This window comes from Cupriavidus sp. GW822-FHT06G04 (assembly GCF_058799075.1).
In genome coordinates this window covers 19,675-34,595 of sequence record NZ_JBXALD010000001.1, presented here as the reverse complement: position 1 = coordinate 34,595, position 14,921 = coordinate 19,675, and the positions used below count along the sequence as shown (strand labels likewise).

13 protein-coding genes are annotated in these 14,921 nt (G+C 62.4%); 9 read left to right on the top strand and 4 right to left on the bottom strand.

All coding sequences use genetic code 11. The annotated features are described in order from the left end of the window. Positions 1–11: 11 nt before the first annotated feature. The 3 genes from gph to ompA form a co-directional block, all read right to left on the bottom strand. The gene (gene gph / locus AC1RKI_RS00160) at positions 12–671 is read right to left on the bottom strand and encodes a phosphoglycolate phosphatase (protein WP_061957572.1); all 660 of its coding nucleotides are present in this window, start codon (positions 669–671) and stop codon (positions 12–14) included. Beyond that, entirely contained in the window at positions 671–1,420 is a 750-nt protein-coding gene (gene ubiG / locus AC1RKI_RS00155; protein WP_061957573.1) for a bifunctional 2-polyprenyl-6-hydroxyphenol methylase/3-demethylubiquinol 3-O-methyltransferase UbiG, read from the bottom strand. Before ubiG ends, gph begins: the two co-directional genes overlap by 1 nt. A gap of 163 nt (positions 1,421–1,583) precedes the next feature. Beyond that, the gene (gene ompA / locus AC1RKI_RS00150) at positions 1,584–2,240 is read right to left on the bottom strand and encodes an outer membrane protein OmpA (protein ID WP_061957574.1); all 657 of its coding nucleotides are present in this window, start codon (positions 2,238–2,240) and stop codon (positions 1,584–1,586) included. A gap of 446 nt (positions 2,241–2,686) precedes the next feature. On the opposite strand from ompA, the gene gyrA reads away from it, so the two are divergent. The 7 genes from gyrA (at position 2,687) to aroA (ending at position 11,993) form a co-directional block, all read left to right on the top strand. After that, positions 2,687–5,371: a DNA gyrase subunit A gene (gyrA, locus tag AC1RKI_RS00145; protein WP_061957575.1), complete on the top strand. Its 2,685-nt coding sequence runs from the start codon at positions 2,687–2,689 to the stop codon at positions 5,369–5,371. An 81-nt stretch (positions 5,372–5,452) separates the two neighbouring features. Continuing rightward, positions 5,453–6,019 (top strand): DUF2059 domain-containing protein, encoded by a 567-nt coding sequence (locus AC1RKI_RS00140; RefSeq protein ID WP_061957576.1) that lies wholly within the window; start codon positions 5,453–5,455, stop codon positions 6,017–6,019. 145 nt (positions 6,020–6,164) lie between these two features. Continuing rightward, positions 6,165–7,328, top strand: coding sequence for a 3-phosphoserine/phosphohydroxythreonine transaminase (serC, locus tag AC1RKI_RS00135; RefSeq protein ID WP_061957577.1), 1,164 nt, complete (start codon positions 6,165–6,167; stop codon positions 7,326–7,328). Between the two features lie 96 nt (positions 7,329–7,424). Next, positions 7,425–8,576: a prephenate dehydratase gene (gene pheA, locus AC1RKI_RS00130; RefSeq protein WP_061957578.1), complete on the top strand. Its 1,152-nt coding sequence runs from the start codon at positions 7,425–7,427 to the stop codon at positions 8,574–8,576. Positions 8,577–8,591: 15 nt separating this feature from the next. Beyond that, a complete protein-coding gene (gene hisC / locus AC1RKI_RS00125) occupies positions 8,592–9,716 on the top strand; it encodes a histidinol-phosphate transaminase (RefSeq protein ID WP_061957579.1) in 1,125 nt (374 codons plus the stop codon). Beyond that, positions 9,713–10,636 carry a prephenate dehydrogenase gene (locus AC1RKI_RS00120; RefSeq protein ID WP_061957580.1) on the top strand — a complete coding sequence of 308 codons (924 nt, stop codon included), beginning with the start codon at positions 9,713–9,715 and terminating at the stop codon, positions 10,634–10,636. The genes hisC and AC1RKI_RS00120 overlap by 4 nt, the downstream gene beginning before the upstream one ends. 43 nt (positions 10,637–10,679) lie before the next feature. After that, positions 10,680–11,993: a 3-phosphoshikimate 1-carboxyvinyltransferase gene (aroA, locus tag AC1RKI_RS00115; RefSeq protein ID WP_150979420.1), complete on the top strand. Its 1,314-nt coding sequence runs from the start codon at positions 10,680–10,682 to the stop codon at positions 11,991–11,993. 34 nt (positions 11,994–12,027) lie between these two features. On the opposite strand, the gene AC1RKI_RS00110 is transcribed toward aroA, so the two are convergent. Further along, the gene (locus AC1RKI_RS00110; RefSeq protein WP_061957604.1) at positions 12,028–12,270 is read right to left on the bottom strand and encodes a DUF2061 domain-containing protein; all 243 of its coding nucleotides are present in this window, start codon (positions 12,268–12,270) and stop codon (positions 12,028–12,030) included. Positions 12,271–12,415: 145 nt separating this feature from the next. Here AC1RKI_RS00110 and cmk point away from each other — a divergent pair, with 145 nt between their 5' ends. Both cmk and rpsA read left to right on the top strand, forming a co-directional pair. Next, positions 12,416–13,075: a (d)CMP kinase gene (cmk, locus tag AC1RKI_RS00105; protein WP_061957581.1), complete on the top strand. Its 660-nt coding sequence runs from the start codon at positions 12,416–12,418 to the stop codon at positions 13,073–13,075. Between the two features lie 144 nt (positions 13,076–13,219). After that, on the top strand, positions 13,220–14,914 hold the full coding sequence (gene rpsA / locus AC1RKI_RS00100; protein ID WP_061957582.1) for a 30S ribosomal protein S1: 1,695 nt from the start codon (positions 13,220–13,222) through the stop codon (positions 14,912–14,914). Positions 14,915–14,921 lie beyond the last annotated feature (7 nt).

Genomic DNA, 14,921 nt, shown 5'->3' with positions numbered 1-14,921 from the left:
TGTAATGGCGTTCAGCCGAGCAGCCTGAGCAGCTCGGACGGGTGACGGATCAGGAAGTCGGCGCCCCAAGATTCCGGAGGCTCGGCGTCACCGCAATATCCGTAGGCGGCCGATACTGTCGCCATGCCCGCCGCCTTGCCGGCCTGGATGTCGCGCAGGTCGTCGCCCACGTACATGCAGCGCTCCGGTGCGACGCCACTGACCGCGGCCGCGTGCAACAGCGGGGCAGGGTGGGGCTTGGCGTGCGCTGTCGTGTCGCCGCTGACCACCGCCGCGGCGCGTGGCGCCAGCCCGATGGCTGCAACGAGCGGGACGGTGAAACGCGCAATCTTGTTCGTGACGATGCCCCATACGATGCCGTCTGCTTCCAGCCTGGCCAGCACCTCCTCCATCCCGTCGAACAGGCGCGTATGAACCGCGATATCAGCTTCGTAATAGTCGAGGAACGTATCGCGCAGCGCCGGGAATTCGGGGTCTTCCGGGCGCTTTCCAAAGGCCGCGCCAATCAGCCCGCGCGCGCCATGCGACGCCACCGGCCGGAGTTTCTCGTACGGTACTGGCGCCATGCCGTGCTCCACCACCAGCCGATTGGCCGCGGCGGCCAGGTCAGGCGCGGTATCTGCCAGCGTGCCATCGAGATCAAAAAAGATTGCGTCGAAAGCGCCGGCCATTATTGAGCCACCTTGCGGAACGCCACCATGTAATTGACGTCGGTGTCTCGGCCGAGCGTGTAAATCTGTGTCAGCGGGTTATAGGTCATGCCCCGCATTTCGATCATGTCAAGACCGACATTGCGGGCGTATCGCGCCAATTCGGACGGTGTAATGAATTTCTCGTAATCGTGCGTACCGCGCGGCAGCATGTTCAGCACGTATTCCGCACCGACGATTGCCAATAAATACGCTTTGAGATTGCGGTTGATGGTCGAGAAAAACACGTAGCCGCCGGGTTTGACCAGCTTCGTGCATGCGCGGACGATCGACTGTGGATCCGGCACATGTTCAAGCATTTCCATGCATGTGACGACATCCACGCTGGCAGGCGCGCGCGCTGCCAGCTCTTCTACGGCGATCTCCTCGTAAGTCACCGCAACGCCCGATTCCAGGCTGTGCAGATCGGCTACCTTCAGCGCCTTGCTGGAGAGGTCGATGCCGCGCACCGTCGCGCCGAGGCGCGCCATGCTTTCGGAAAGAATGCCGCCGCCGCAGCCGACATCGATCACTTGCTTGCCGGCGAGATGCGCGATGCTGTCAATCCACCCCAGGCGAAGTGGATTGAGATCGTGCAGCGGTTTGAATTCGCTGTTGGGGTCCCACCAACGATGCGCCAGCTCGCTGAACTTGTCGATCTCCTTTGGATCGGCATTGCGGTTGGTGGCGGGGGAAGTGGCGGAGGAGTTCAGGGTAGTCGTTTGCGACATCGTGTGTGCCGCGAGGCGGCAATTCTCGTGGGAAAGCTGCGCCAACTTTACCAAAAAATCGGAGCCGAGCCGAATCTCGGAAATGGCATATTTGCCGCGGCAAAATCGGGGCGAAAAAAAAGCCCAGCTTGCGCTGGGCTTTTCTTCATCGGAGAGGATCCGATTAACGTGCGCTGCGGGTGCCCACCACTTCGACTTCCACGCGACGGTTCGGTTGCTGGCAGGCGATCTGAGCGGTGCGGTTGCCCTTGCACGACTTCGGATCAACCTTCAGCTGACGCTTGCCCTTGCCTTCGGTGTACACGCGGTTGGCTTCAACGCCCTTGCTTACCAGGTAAGCCTTGACCGATTCAGCACGACGGATCGACAGGCGATCGTTGTACTTGTCCGAACCGAACGAGTCGGTGTGGCCAACGGCGATGATGACTTCCAGCGTGATGCCTTGCAGCTTCGAGACCAGGTCGTCCAGCTTGGCCTTGCCTTCAGGCTTCAGAACAGCCTTGTCAAAGTCGAACAGGGTGTCAGCAGCGAAAGTGACCTTTTCGCTCGACACAGCCGGCGGAGCCACCGGGGTCGGGGCCGGAGCCGGAGCAGCAGCCGGAGCCAGCGCGCCATCGCACTGAGCATTGGCGGTTGCCGGGGTCCAGGAGCTATCGCGCCAGCAGAGCTCGTTCGTGCCATTCTTCCACACGTACTCGCTCGTACCGTTGCCCCAGTTATCGTTCACTGCCTTCTTTTCGTAGGGGACGGACTGGGCTTGAGCGGATGCAGCCATTACTGCGGTAGCTGCAACGAGCGCGAGCTTGGCAAATTTTTTCATATTTCTCCTCTCAGGATGAGATCACCGCAGGGTTACTGCGAGCAAATGGACGAAAACAAGTCATACATTCTTCGGAGTATAACATTCTCGATGTGGTAGATGCTCCACTTCGAACAATGTCTGGCTCTTCGCTGGGGAATTGTGCCACAAGGCTCGTTTCCTAAGAAGTAAATATATTCGATTCAACCACGTGGTTTTGGGCCTGTGGTGTTTGTGCAACATCGATCTTGCGGTGCCTGCAAACCCTTGTCCCGTCTGGCTTGCGAGGCATCGGCCCGGTGCCGGTCGGGCGTGGTGGAGGGGTTCTGGGCAGGGGTTCCGGCAAGGTCGGGCAGGGGTTGCGCGCATGATAGAATGCTATGTTGGCCTCGACCCGGCAGGCGCTTTTTTGGCCGCCGGATTCGCAGGCTTCATTCGCTTAAACCCGCCGCATAAACCACGCCGCAATGGATCAATTCGCCAAAGAAACCCTTCCGGTCTCGCTCGAAGAGGAAATGCGCCGCTCGTATCTCGATTACGCGATGAGCGTTATCGTGGGGCGCGCGCTGCCTGATGTACGGGACGGCCTGAAACCGGTACACCGGCGCGTGCTCTATGCGATGCACGAGCTCAACAACGATTGGAACCGGCCGTACAAGAAATCGGCCCGTATCGTCGGCGATGTGATTGGTAAGTATCACCCGCACGGCGATACCGCAGTTTATGACACCATTGTCCGTATGGCGCAGAATTTTTCCCTGCGCTATATGCTGGTCGATGGCCAGGGCAACTTCGGCTCCGTGGACGGGGATAACGCCGCGGCGATGCGTTATACCGAAATCCGCCTGGCCAAAATTGCCCATGAAATGCTGCACGATATCGACAAGGAAACTGTCGATTTCGAGCCTAACTATGACGGTTCGGAGAAAGAGCCCGGTATTTTGCCGGCGCGTATTCCGAATTTGCTTATCAATGGTTCGTCGGGTATCGCGGTCGGCATGGCCACGAATATCCCGCCGCATAACCTCAACGAGGTTGTCGACGCCTGCCTGCATCTGCTGCGCAATCCGAATGCCACGATCGACGAACTGATTGAACTTGTGCCGGCGCCCGATTTTCCGACCGCCGGCATTATTTACGGTATTCAGGGCGTCCGGGAGGGCTACCGTACCGGCCGCGGGCGCGTGGTCATGCGCGCCCGCACGCACTTCGAGGATATCGACCGCGGCCAGCGCCAGGCGATCATCGTCGACGAACTGCCGTACCAGGTGAACAAGCGGACGCTGCTCGAGCGTATCGCCGAACTGGTCACCGAGAAAAAGGTCGAGGGCATTTCCGACATCCGCGATGAATCTGACAAGTCAGGCATGCGCGTGGTGATCGAACTCAAGCGCAACGAGGTGCCCGAGGTTGTGCTGAACAACCTATATAAGAACACCCAGCTGCAGGACACCTTCGGCATGAACATGGTCGCGCTCGTCGACGGCCAGCCGCGCCTGCTCAATCTGAAGCAGATGCTGGACGCCTTTCTGTCGCATCGCCGCGAAGTGGTGACCCGGCGCACCGTGTTCGAACTGCGCAAGGCGCGCGAACGCGGTCATGTGCTGGAAGGCCTGGCGGTGGCGCTGGCCAACATCGACCAGTTCATCGCGATCATCAAGGCCGCGCCCACGCCGCCTGTGGCCAAGCAGGAATTGATGGCCACCGCATGGGATTCCAGCCTGGTCCGGGAGATGCTGGCGCGTGCCGAAAGCGACACTGCCGGCGGCCGCGAATCCTATCGCCCGGACGGCCTGCCCGCTGTGTTCGGCATGCAACCCGATGGCCTGTACCGCCTTTCCGATGGTCAGGCGCAAGAAATCCTGCAGATGCGACTGCAGCGCCTCACGGGCCTCGAGCAGGACAAGATCGTCCAGGAATATCGCGAAGTGATGGGCATCATCGCCGATCTGCTCGATATCCTGGCGCGCCCCGAGCGCATCACCACCATCATCACGGAAGAACTGGGGGCGATCCGTGCCGAATTCGGTGACGCGCGGCGCTCGCAGATCGAGCTGAACGCAACCGAACTCGACACCGAAGACCTGATCACGCCGCAAGACATGGTGGTCACGCTGTCGCACTCGGGCTACATGAAGAGCCAGCCGATTTCCGAATACCGTGCGCAGAAGCGCGGCGGTCGCGGCAAGCAGGCGACCACGACGAAGGAAGACGACTGGATCGACACGTTGTTCGTGGCGAATACGCACGACTACATCCTGTGCTTCTCGAATCGCGGCCGCCTTTACTGGCTCAAGGTCTATGAGGTGCCGCAAGGGTCGCGCAATTCGCGCGGCCGTCCGATCGTGAACATGTTCCCGCTGGCCGACGGCGAGAAGATCAACGTGATCCTGCCGGTGCGCCAGTTTGATGCCGAGCATTTCATCTTCATGGCCACGGCGCGCGGCACAGTCAAGAAGACCGCGCTGACCGAATTCTCGAATCCGCGCAAGGCCGGCATCATTGCAGTGGACCTCGACGAAGGCGACTTCCTCATCGGCGCTGCCGTGACCGACGGTCAACACGACGTGATGCTGTTCTCGGACGCCGGCAAGGCCGTGCGTTTCGACGAAAACGACGTGCGGCCGATGGGTCGCCAGGCGCGCGGCGTGCGCGGCATGAACCTGGACGAGGGCCAGGCCGTGATCGCCATGCTGGTTGCGCCGGCTGAAAGCGCAGAGGTCGATCCGGCAGAGGGTGAAGCCATGCCGGTAGGCAGTGTGCTGACCGCCACGGAGAACGGCTATGGCAAGCGTACGCCGATCTCCGAATACACTCGACACGGCCGTGGCACCAAAGGCATGATTGCGATCCAGACGAGCGAGCGCAATGGCCGCGTGGTGGCCGCGGCGCTGGTTTCGCCGGAAGACGAAATCATGCTGATCACGACCGGCGGCGTGCTTATCCGCACGCGGGTGGCTGAAATCCGCGAGATGGGGCGCGCCACGCAGGGCGTCACGCTGATCAATGTCGACGAGGGCACGAAACTGTCGGGTCTGCAGCGAATCGTCGAATCGGATGACGACAGCGGCAGCGCTGATGACGGCGAGGCCGCGGACGACAGCTCGGGCGCCACCGATGCGGGTGCCACCGACGCGGACGCGAATTCGTAAATTGTTGCAACAATGGGACGGCGGCCGGAACTCGCCAGAAGGCCGACCGGACTAAACCGGACGTATTTACAGGGAGTCATAATGCTCAAAACCTATCGACGTATCGCTGTTCTGGCTGCTTTCGCCCCGATGATGATGCTCGCGCAAGCCGCGCACGCTCAGGAAGACAAGGACAAGACTGCCGCCATCAAGGAACTGCTGACCGTCATGCAGGCTGATCAGGCCGTCAAGGGCCAGGCCGATAACTGGCAGCAAGGCGCCAAGCAGGAAGCGCCGCTGGTGCTGGAGCAGGTTCTGGTCGAAAACAAGACGCTGAACGACAAGCAAAAGCAGGCTGCGGTCGAGAAGCTGAAGAAGAACGGCGCGGTGCAACGCATGGTCGATGGCGCGGGCACGGCGTTCACGACCGATAGCTTCAAGCAGGATGCGATCAAGGCTCACTACGACGCCTTCGGCAAGTACTACTCGACGCAGGAAATCAAGGACCTGACCACGTTCCTGAAGTCGCCGACCGGCCAGAAGTTCATGCAGAACCAGGGCAAGGCCACGCAGGAAATCTGGGGTTCGATGATGCAGAAGTACGGCCCGCAGGTTGGCAAGTCGATGCGCGACGCCGCCGAAAAGGAAATTACCGCCGCTTCGAAGTGATCGACGGCTGGCCTCGGCATGGCTTCGCGGCCGGCCGGGGCCAACGGCTTCAGACGCACGCGGATACACCGGTGTCCCAGCGTCGCGGGTTTGAGGGATAATGGCTGCCTGGTTCAATCCGGCAGCCATTTTTCTTTTTCCCTCCATGAACGATCCCCAGAATCCCGCCCTCCACGGCCTGCAACGTTCCCTGGCCGAGCGCGTCTTCAATTTCTCGCCGGGTCCGGCTGCGTTGCCGGCCGAAGTCCTGCAACAGGCGGCCGAGGAAATGCTGTCGTGGCGCGGCACTGGGGTGTCGGTGATGGAGATGAGCCATCGCAGCAAGGAATTCGAGAGCATCCATCAACAGGCGCTCGCCGACCTGCGCGATCTGCTGCATATTCCCCCGAACTTCAAGATCCTGTTTCTGCAAGGCGGCGCGATCGGCGAAAACGGCATCGTGCCGTTGAACCTGGCCAATCGCGTCAGCGCCGCAAAGCCGAAGACCGATTTCGTGGTGACCGGCACGTGGTCGGTCAAGACCGAGCAGGAAGCGCGACGCTACAGCGAAGTCAACATCGCCGCGTCCAGCAAGGACCAGAAGTGGCACAAGATTCCCGATGCCGCCGAGTGGAAGCTGTCGGACGATGCCGCGTACGTGCACCTGTGCACCAACGAAACCATTGTCGGCGTCGAATTCCAGGAAATTCCCGATATCGGTCAGACCGGCACGCATGACAAGGGACGCATCGTCGTTGCTGATGCGTCGAGCCATATCCTGTCGCGTCCGATCGACTGGTCGCGCGTGCAGGTGGTCTACGGCGGCGCGCAGAAGAACATCGGCCCGGCTGGCGTGACGATCGTCATCGTGCGCGAAGACCTGGTCGGATTCGCGCATCCGCTGTGCCCTTCGGCGTTCAACTGGCGCATCGTGGCCGAACACGATTCGATGTACAACACCCCGCCGACCTATGCGATCTATATCGCCGGGCTGGTGTTCCAATGGCTCAAGGCGCAGGGCGGCGTTGCCGCGATCGAGCAGCGCAACATCGCCAAGGCGACCGCGCTGTACGACTTCCTGGACCAGAGCGACTACTACCGTAACGAAATCGACCCCAGCTGCCGCTCGCGCATGAACGTACCGTTCTTCCTGCGCGATGAATCGCGCAACGAAGCGTTCCTGACCCAGGCGCGCGCGAATGGCCTGGTACAGCTCAAGGGCCACAAGTCCGTGGGCGGCATGCGCGCAAGCATCTACAACGCGATGCCACTCGAAGGTGTTACCGCGCTGATCGACTTCATGCGCGAATTCGAGCGCACCGCCGCCTGACGGCGGTGCATCTGCCGCGCTTCCTGCCTGGTGGGGGGCGCGGCGTTGCCCAGACTTTTCGAGAGGCCGTGCCACACGCGGCCCACAGGCCTTGATATGACAGAGCAAGACAAGCCGAGCGCCGGCGCGGACGCGACGCGCAATGACAATGGCGGCCCCAGCCCGCAAGAGCAGGCGTTGTCCGCGGACCTGGCGCCGCTGCGCAACCAGATCGATGCCGTCGACCGCGAACTGCTGACGTTGCTGAACCGCCGTGCGCAGCTCGCGCTCGATGTCGGCGAGGTCAAGAAGAAGTATGGCGCGCCGGTGTTTCGTCCCGAGCGCGAATTGCAGGTCATCCGCAAGGTGCAGGGCGCCAATCCCGGGCCCCTGCTCGACGAAAGCGTGGCGTCGATCTGGCGCGAGGTGATGTCGGCCTGCCGCGGACTGGAAAAGCCGCTGGAAATTGCCTTTCTGGGGCCCGCGGGAACGTTTTCCGAACAGGCGCTTTACGCGCACTTCGGTCATGAAGTGTCCGGCGTGCCGTGCCCGAGTATCGACGAGGTGTTTCGGGCAGTCGAGGCGGGCACCGTCGAATATGGCGTGGTGCCGGTCGAGAATTCCACCGAAGGCGCGGTATCGCGCACGCTCGACCTGTTCCTGCAAACCTCGCTGAAGATCAGCGGTGAAATCGCCCTGAAGGTGCATCACAACCTCATGGCGTCGACGCCGGACATGCAGGGCGTCAAGGTCGTGCGCGCGCACGCGCAGGCCCTGGCGCAATGCCAGCACTGGCTGACCGCCAACTATCCGAACCTCGAGCGCCAGGCGGTGTCGAGCAACGCGGAGGCGGCGCGCATGGCCAGCGAAGATCCAACCGTGGCGGCGATTGCCGGCGAGTCGGCCGCCAACCGCTATCACCTGCATATCGTCCGGTCGCACATCCAGGACGATCCGCACAATCGCACGCGCTTTGCGGTGATCGGCCGATACGAAACCGAACCGTCGGGCAGCGACCAGACGTCGATGATCCTGTCCGTGCCGAACAAGGCCGGCGCCGTGTACCAGCTGCTGGCGCCGCTGGCGGAAAACGGCGTGTCGATGTGCCGCTTCGAATCGCGTCCCGCGCGCAGCGGCGCGTGGGAATACTACTTCTACGTCGATGTGGAAGGGCACCAGCACGACCCCGCCGTGGCGCGTGCGATCGAGATGCTGCGCGCCAACGCCGCGTATCTGAAGGTGCTCGGTTCCTATCCGTCGAGCCGATAACAGCGAGGTAACACCATGTCAGAACAGGGCAACGCAGCCGACTACTTCGGCCCGTCGTACGTGCGAAAGATCTCGCCCTACATCGCCGGCAAGCCGATTTCCGAAGTGGCGCGCGAGTTCGGCCTCGACGAGGCGCGCATCGTCAAGCTCGCTTCGAACGAGAATCCGCTGGGCATGCCAGAGTCGGCCAAGCACGCCATCGCCGCGGCGATGGGCGAACTCGGGCGCTATCCGGACAGCAACGGCTTCGAGCTGAAAGCGAAGCTTGCTGCGAAGTTCGACGTGCCGGCCGAATGGCTCACGCTCGGCAACGGCAGCAACGACATCCTCGAACTTGCCGCGCATGCGCTCGTGCGTCCGGGCGAGTCGATCGTCTACGCCGAGTATTCGTTTGCCGTCTATGCGCTGGCCACTCAGGAAGTGGGCGCCCGCGCCATCGAGGTGAAGGCGCGCGACTATGGGCATGATCTCGATGCGATGGCCGCGGCCATTGCGCCGGACACCAAGCTCGTCTTCATCGCCAATCCGAACAATCCGACCGGCACGTTTGTGGCCGCTGCCGAGATCGAGGCGTTCCTGGCCAAGGTGCCGCAGCATGTCGTGGTGGTGCTGGACGAGGCGTACAACGAATATCTCGATCCCGCGCAGCAGTACGAGTCCGTCGCCTGGGTGCGCAAGTATCCGAACCTGATGGTGTCGCGCACCTTCTCGAAGGCGTATGGCCTGGCCGGGCTGCGCGTCGGCTATGGCGTGGCGCAACCTCCGCTGACCGATCTGCTCAATCGTGTGCGCCAGCCGTTCAACGTCAACAGCCTGGCGCAGGCCGCGGCTGTGGCGGCGCTGGGCGATACGGATTTTCTCCATCGCAGCGCCGAGCTCAATCGTGCTGGCAAGGCGCAGTTGGTCGCCGCATTCGAGCGGATGGGCCTGGAATACGTGAATTCGTCGGGCAATTTCGTCATGGTCCGCGTCGGCAGCGATGACGGCGCCGGCGCGCGCGTCAATCTGGCGCTGCTCAAGCAAGGCGTGATCGTGCGACCGGTGGCCAACTATGGCTTGCCGCAATGGTTGCGCATCACGATCGGCCTACCCGAAGAGAATGCCACGTTGATCACAGCGCTGGAGCAGGCGCTGAAATGAATTCCACTGAGATTGAATCCGTGCGAGCGTTGCATTTTTCCCGTGTCGTGATTGTTGGGGTCGGCCTGATCGGCGGATCGCTGGCGTTATCGCTGAAACGTGCCGGTGTGGTTGACACGGTGATCGGGGTGGGGCGTTCGGCGGCATCGCTCGAAAAGGCCAAGGCGCTCGGCGTGATCGACGAGATCGCCGAATCGCTCGCCGATGCCGCGCGCGGCGCAAGCCTGATCGTACTGTGCGCGCCGGTCGCGCAGAACTTCGCGCTGTTGCACGCGCTGGAGCCGCATCTGCAGCCCGGCACGATTGTCACCGATGCGGGGAGCACCAAATCCGATGTGATCATGGCGGCCAAGACCGCCCTTGGCGACAAGGTTGCGCAGTTCGTACCCGCGCATCCGATTGCCGGGCGCGAGCTGAACGGTGTCGAGGCGGCGCTGAACGATCTGTATCGTGGCAAGAAGGTCGTACTGTGTCCGCTGCAGGAAAACAGCCGTGCCGACGTGGCGGCGGTGCGCGCGATGTGGGAAGCGGCGGGCGCCGATTGCCATGTGATGTCGGCCGTGCAGCATGACGCCGTCTTCGCCGCGGTCAGCCATCTGCCGCATCTGTTGTCGTATGCGCTCGTCGCGCAGATCGGCAACGCCGAGGACGCCGCGCTGAAGCTCGATTTTGCCGGCGGCGGTTTCCGCGACTTCACGCGCATTGCCGCGTCTTCGCCGGAGATGTGGCGCGACATCTGTATCGCCAACAAGGAGGCGCTGCTGCGCGAGATCGATACGTATGAGGCGGTGCTCGGCCACCTCAAGGCGCAGATCAAGGCGGGCGACGGCGCGGCGCTCGAGCGCGTGTTTGCGCGCGCCAGCGACACGCGCCTGAAATGGGGCGCCGCACGCGCGGCCGCCCATAACGTAGAACCCTGAGGCCGCCACGCGCCTGATGCGCGGCGGCCTGGCTGCAAAGACCATGGAACATCTGACCCTCGGCCCTCTGACCCGTGCTTCGGGCACGGTTCGCCTGCCCGGCTCCAAAAGCATCTCCAACCGCGTGCTGCTGCTGGCGGCGCTCGCCACCGGCGAGACGCGCGTGCGCGACCTGCTCGACTCCGACGATACGCGCGTCATGCTGGAGGCGCTCAAGGTGCTCGGCGTGGCGTGGCGCCGCGACGGCGGCGACTGCATCGTGACCGGTGTAGGCGGGAAATTTCCGAACAAGTCCGCGGACCTGTTCATGGGGAACGCCGGCACCGCGATTCGTCCGCTGACCGCGGCGCTCGCCTTGCAGGGCGGCACCTACAAGGTGAGCGGCGTGGCGCGCATGCACGAGCGTCCCATCGGCGATCTGGTCGACGGCCTGCTGCAGGTTGGCGCGTCGATCGACTATCTGGGAACGCCCGGCTATCCCCCCTTGCAGATCGGTCCGGCACAGATCCGCATCGATGCGCCGATTCGCGTGCGCGGCGACGTATCGAGCCAGTTTCTGACGGCGCTGCTGATGACGCTGCCGATGGCGTCGGCGCCAAGCGGCCGCATTGAAATCGAGGTGGTCGGCGAACTGATCTCGAAGCCATACATCGAAATCACGCTGAACCTGCTGGCGCGCTTCGGCATCGCGGTCGAGCGCCACGGCTGGGAGCGCTTTGTGCTGCCCGCCAACGCCGCGTACACATCGCCTGGCGAGATCTACGTCGAGGGCGATGCTTCCACGGCGTCGTACTTTCTGGCGGCCGGGGCGATCGGCGGCGGGCCGGTGCGCGTGGAAGGCGTCGGATTGTCGAGCATCCAGGGCGACGTACGGTTTGCCGATGCGCTGAACCGCATGGGCGCCAACGTGATGGCCGGGGATAACTGGATCGAGGTGCGTGGCACGGAGCGCGACGACGGCCGGCTCAATGGCATCGAACTCGATTGCAACCATATTCCCGATGCGGCCATGACGCTGGCTGTCGCGGCATTGTTTGCAGAAGGCACGACCACGCTGACAAACATTGCCAGCTGGCGCGTCAAGGAAACCGACCGGATTGCCGCCATGGCCACCGAGCTACGCAAGCTCGGCGCACAGGTGGAAGAGGGTGCCGACTACCTGAAAGTGACGCCACCAGCATCGGATGAGCTATGGCGCACCCCGTCCGATGGCATTGGCACCTATGATGACCATCGGATGGCGATGTGTTTCTCGCTGGCCGCATTTGGTCCTTTGCCGGTACGGATCAACGATCCGGGATGCGTGGCCAAGACTTTTCCCGAGTATTTCGAGGTGTTCGGCAAGATAGCGCGGTAAGCGGTCACTTCACGCGGTGCCGCCTTGGTGGCGATCACGTCATGGCGAGCCGGCGTGGCACAGCGGTGGCCGACGCCGTGTTCCCGGTGCGGGCGTCTGCGGCGGCTCGGCGCTCGCGGCGGTCCCAATACTTGTCGAAGAAGTAGTGCGCCACCATGTTCACCGCTGGTTCGACGAAGGTCACGGCGCCGCTGACGGCCAGATTGCCAGTCAACGCGTAGGTCACGCTGAAAGCGATGCCCAGGTGCATGATGCCGAAGGAAAGTGTTTTGGCCATGGTGGCTGCCTCGCGAATGAATTCAGGATGGTTGCGCAGCACTTTTGTGAGGAACCGTGGCGCTGCTGCCACGCAACCATGGATTTCATGATAACGATTCTCAATTGAGATCGAAAATCAATAGTTTCAAACCAATCAATTGATAATGACTATTATCGACGTCATCACCATAGATGGGCCCACCGCGTCCGGAAAGGGGACCGTGGCCCACAAGGTGGCAGATGCCCTTGGCTTCCATCTGCTGGACAGCGGCGCGCTCTATCGGCTTGTCGCGCTGGCCAGCGATCGGGCCGATGTGGACGTCCAGGACGTCGACGCGCTGGCGAGGATCGCCTTGCACCTGGATGTGAAATTCGGACCGGACCGGGTATGGCTGGCGGGCGAGGAGGTCAGTCAGCTGATCCGCCACGAGGCGATCGGCAACCGGGCCTCCGCGCTGGCCGTGCATCAGCCGGTGCGCGACGCGTTGACGGCGCTGCAACGCGGGTTTCGCAAACTTCCCGGGCTGGTGGCGGACGGCCGCGACATGGGCACGGTGATCTTTCCCGAGGCCCGGCTCAAGGTGTTCTTGACCGCAAGTGTCGAGGCGCGCGCCCGCAGGCGCTATAAACAATTGATTGATAAGGGAATTTCTGCTAATATCGAAGACCTTTTGCGTGACCTCGAGGCGCGCGACGCGCGGGATCGCTCCCGTGCTGCCGCCCCGCTGCGTCCCGCTGAAGACGCGCAGCGCCTCGATACGTCCGAAATGACGGTCGACGAGGCGGTGACGCAGGTGCTGGAGTGGTTCGCCGCCGTGCGATAACGGTGGGCGTCGCCGCCCCGGTGCAACAGGAGTCTGGTGCGGGCTTTGCCGCCGCCAGACGTTCTCAACCCAACCCCGCTGCGATGGCAGACTGAGCGCGATAGGCGCGCCGGCCAGCGTACTGCGGATTGCTAACTTACGTTTATGTCCGACCTGCAAACTAACGAATCCTTTGCCGCACTGTTCGAGGAATCGATCGCCCGCTCCAATATGAAGGCTGGCGAAGTGATTTCCGCTGAAGTCGTGCGCATCGACCACAATTTCGTGGTCGTCAACGCCGGCCTCAAGTCCGAAGCATTTGTGCCGGTGGAGGAGTTCCTGAACGACCAGGGCGAACTCGAAGTGCAGGCCGGCGACTACGTCTCCGTGGCCATCGACGCGCTCGAGAACGGCTATGGCGACACCATTCTGTCCCGCGACAAGGCCAAGCGCCTGGCATCGTGGCTGAACCTCGAGAAGGCGCTGGAAGACGGCGAAATCATCTCGGGTACCGTGACCGGCAAGGTCAAGGGCGGCCTGACGGTGATGGTCAACGGCATCCGCGCATTCCTGCCGGGTTCGCTGGTCGACGTGCGTCCCATCAAGGACACCACGCCGTACGAAGGCAAGACCCTTGAATTCAAGGTGATCAAGCTCGATCGCAAGCGCAACAACGTCGTGCTGTCGCGTCGCGCCGTGGTGGAAGCCACGCTGGGCGAAGAGCGTCAGAAGCTGATGGAAACGCTGAAGGAAGGCGCGATCGTCAACGGTATCGTCAAGAACATCACCGACTACGGCGCGTTCGTGGACCTCGGTGGCATCGACGGCCTGCTGCACATCACCGACCTGGCATGGCGTCGTGTGCGTCACCCGAGCGAAGTGCTGTCGGTTGGCCAGGAAATCACCGCCAAGATCCTCAAGTTCGACCAGGAAAAGAACCGCGTCTCGCTGGGCGTGAAGCAACTGGGCGAAGATCCGTGGGTGGGCATCTCGCGTCGTTACCCGCAAGGCACGCGTCTGTTCGGCAAGGTCACGAACCTGACCGACTACGGCGCATTCGTGGAAATCGAAGCCGGTATCGAAGGCCTGGTCCACGTGTCGGAAATGGACTGGACCAACAAGAACGTGGCCCCGTCGAAGGTTGTCCAGCTGGGCGACGAAGTCGAAGTCATGGTTCTGGATATCGACGAAGACAAGCGTCGTATCAGCCTGGGCATGAAGCAGTGCAAGGCCAATCCGTGGGACGATTTCAGCCGCAACCACAAGAAGGGCGACAAGCTGACCGGCCAGATCAAGTCGATCACCGACTTCGGCGTGTTCATCGGTCTGCCTGGCGGCATCGACGGCCTGGTGCACCTGTCGGACCTGTCGTGGCAAGAGACGGGCGAAGAAGCCGTGCGCAAGTACAAGAAGGGCGACGAAGTGGAAGCTGTCGTCCTGGGCATCGACGTCGACAAGGAACGCATCTCGCTGGGCATCAAGCAGCTGTCGGGCGATCCGTTCAACAACTTCATCTCGGCCAACGACAAGGGTTCGCTCGTCAACGGCACGATCAAGGCTGTTGATGCCAAGGGCGCCGTGGTGCAACTGGCCGACGACGTGGAAGGCTACCTGCGCGCTTCGGAAATCTCCGCCGACCGCGTGGAAGACGCCCGCAACGTGCTGAAGGAAGGCGAACAGATCACCGCCCTGGTGGTGAACGTCGACCGCAAGTCGCGCAACATCAACCTGTCGATCAAGGCCAAGGACAGCGCAGAGCAGCAGGAAGCGATGCAGAAGTTCCAGGCTGACACCGGCGCGGCTGGCACGACCAACCTCGGCGCACTGCTGAAGGCCAAGCTGGGCCAGGACAACCAGTAATTTCACG

Bases quoted from the DNA above. Each gene is read 5' to 3' on its own strand.
- gph (WP_061957572.1), bottom strand. From the start codon at position 671: ATGGCCGGCGCTTTCGACGCAATCTTTTTTGATCTCGATGGCACGCTG.
- ubiG (WP_061957573.1), bottom strand. From the start codon at position 1,420: ATGTCGCAAACGACTACCCTGAACTCCTCCGCCACTTCCCCCGCCACC.
- ompA (WP_061957574.1), bottom strand. From the start codon at position 2,240: ATGAAAAAATTTGCCAAGCTCGCGCTCGTTGCAGCTACCGCAGTAATG.
- gyrA (WP_061957575.1), top strand. From the start codon at position 2,687: ATGGATCAATTCGCCAAAGAAACCCTTCCGGTCTCGCTCGAAGAGGAA.
- AC1RKI_RS00140 (WP_061957576.1), top strand. From the start codon at position 5,453: ATGCTCAAAACCTATCGACGTATCGCTGTTCTGGCTGCTTTCGCCCCG.
- serC (WP_061957577.1), top strand. From the start codon at position 6,165: ATGAACGATCCCCAGAATCCCGCCCTCCACGGCCTGCAACGTTCCCTG.
- pheA (WP_061957578.1), top strand. From the start codon at position 7,425: ATGACAGAGCAAGACAAGCCGAGCGCCGGCGCGGACGCGACGCGCAAT.
- hisC (WP_061957579.1), top strand. From the start codon at position 8,592: ATGTCAGAACAGGGCAACGCAGCCGACTACTTCGGCCCGTCGTACGTG.
- AC1RKI_RS00120 (WP_061957580.1), top strand. From the start codon at position 9,713: ATGAATTCCACTGAGATTGAATCCGTGCGAGCGTTGCATTTTTCCCGT.
- aroA (WP_150979420.1), top strand. From the start codon at position 10,680: ATGGAACATCTGACCCTCGGCCCTCTGACCCGTGCTTCGGGCACGGTT.
- AC1RKI_RS00110 (WP_061957604.1), bottom strand. From the start codon at position 12,270: ATGGCCAAAACACTTTCCTTCGGCATCATGCACCTGGGCATCGCTTTC.
- cmk (WP_061957581.1), top strand. From the start codon at position 12,416: ATGACTATTATCGACGTCATCACCATAGATGGGCCCACCGCGTCCGGA.
- rpsA (WP_061957582.1), top strand. From the start codon at position 13,220: ATGTCCGACCTGCAAACTAACGAATCCTTTGCCGCACTGTTCGAGGAA.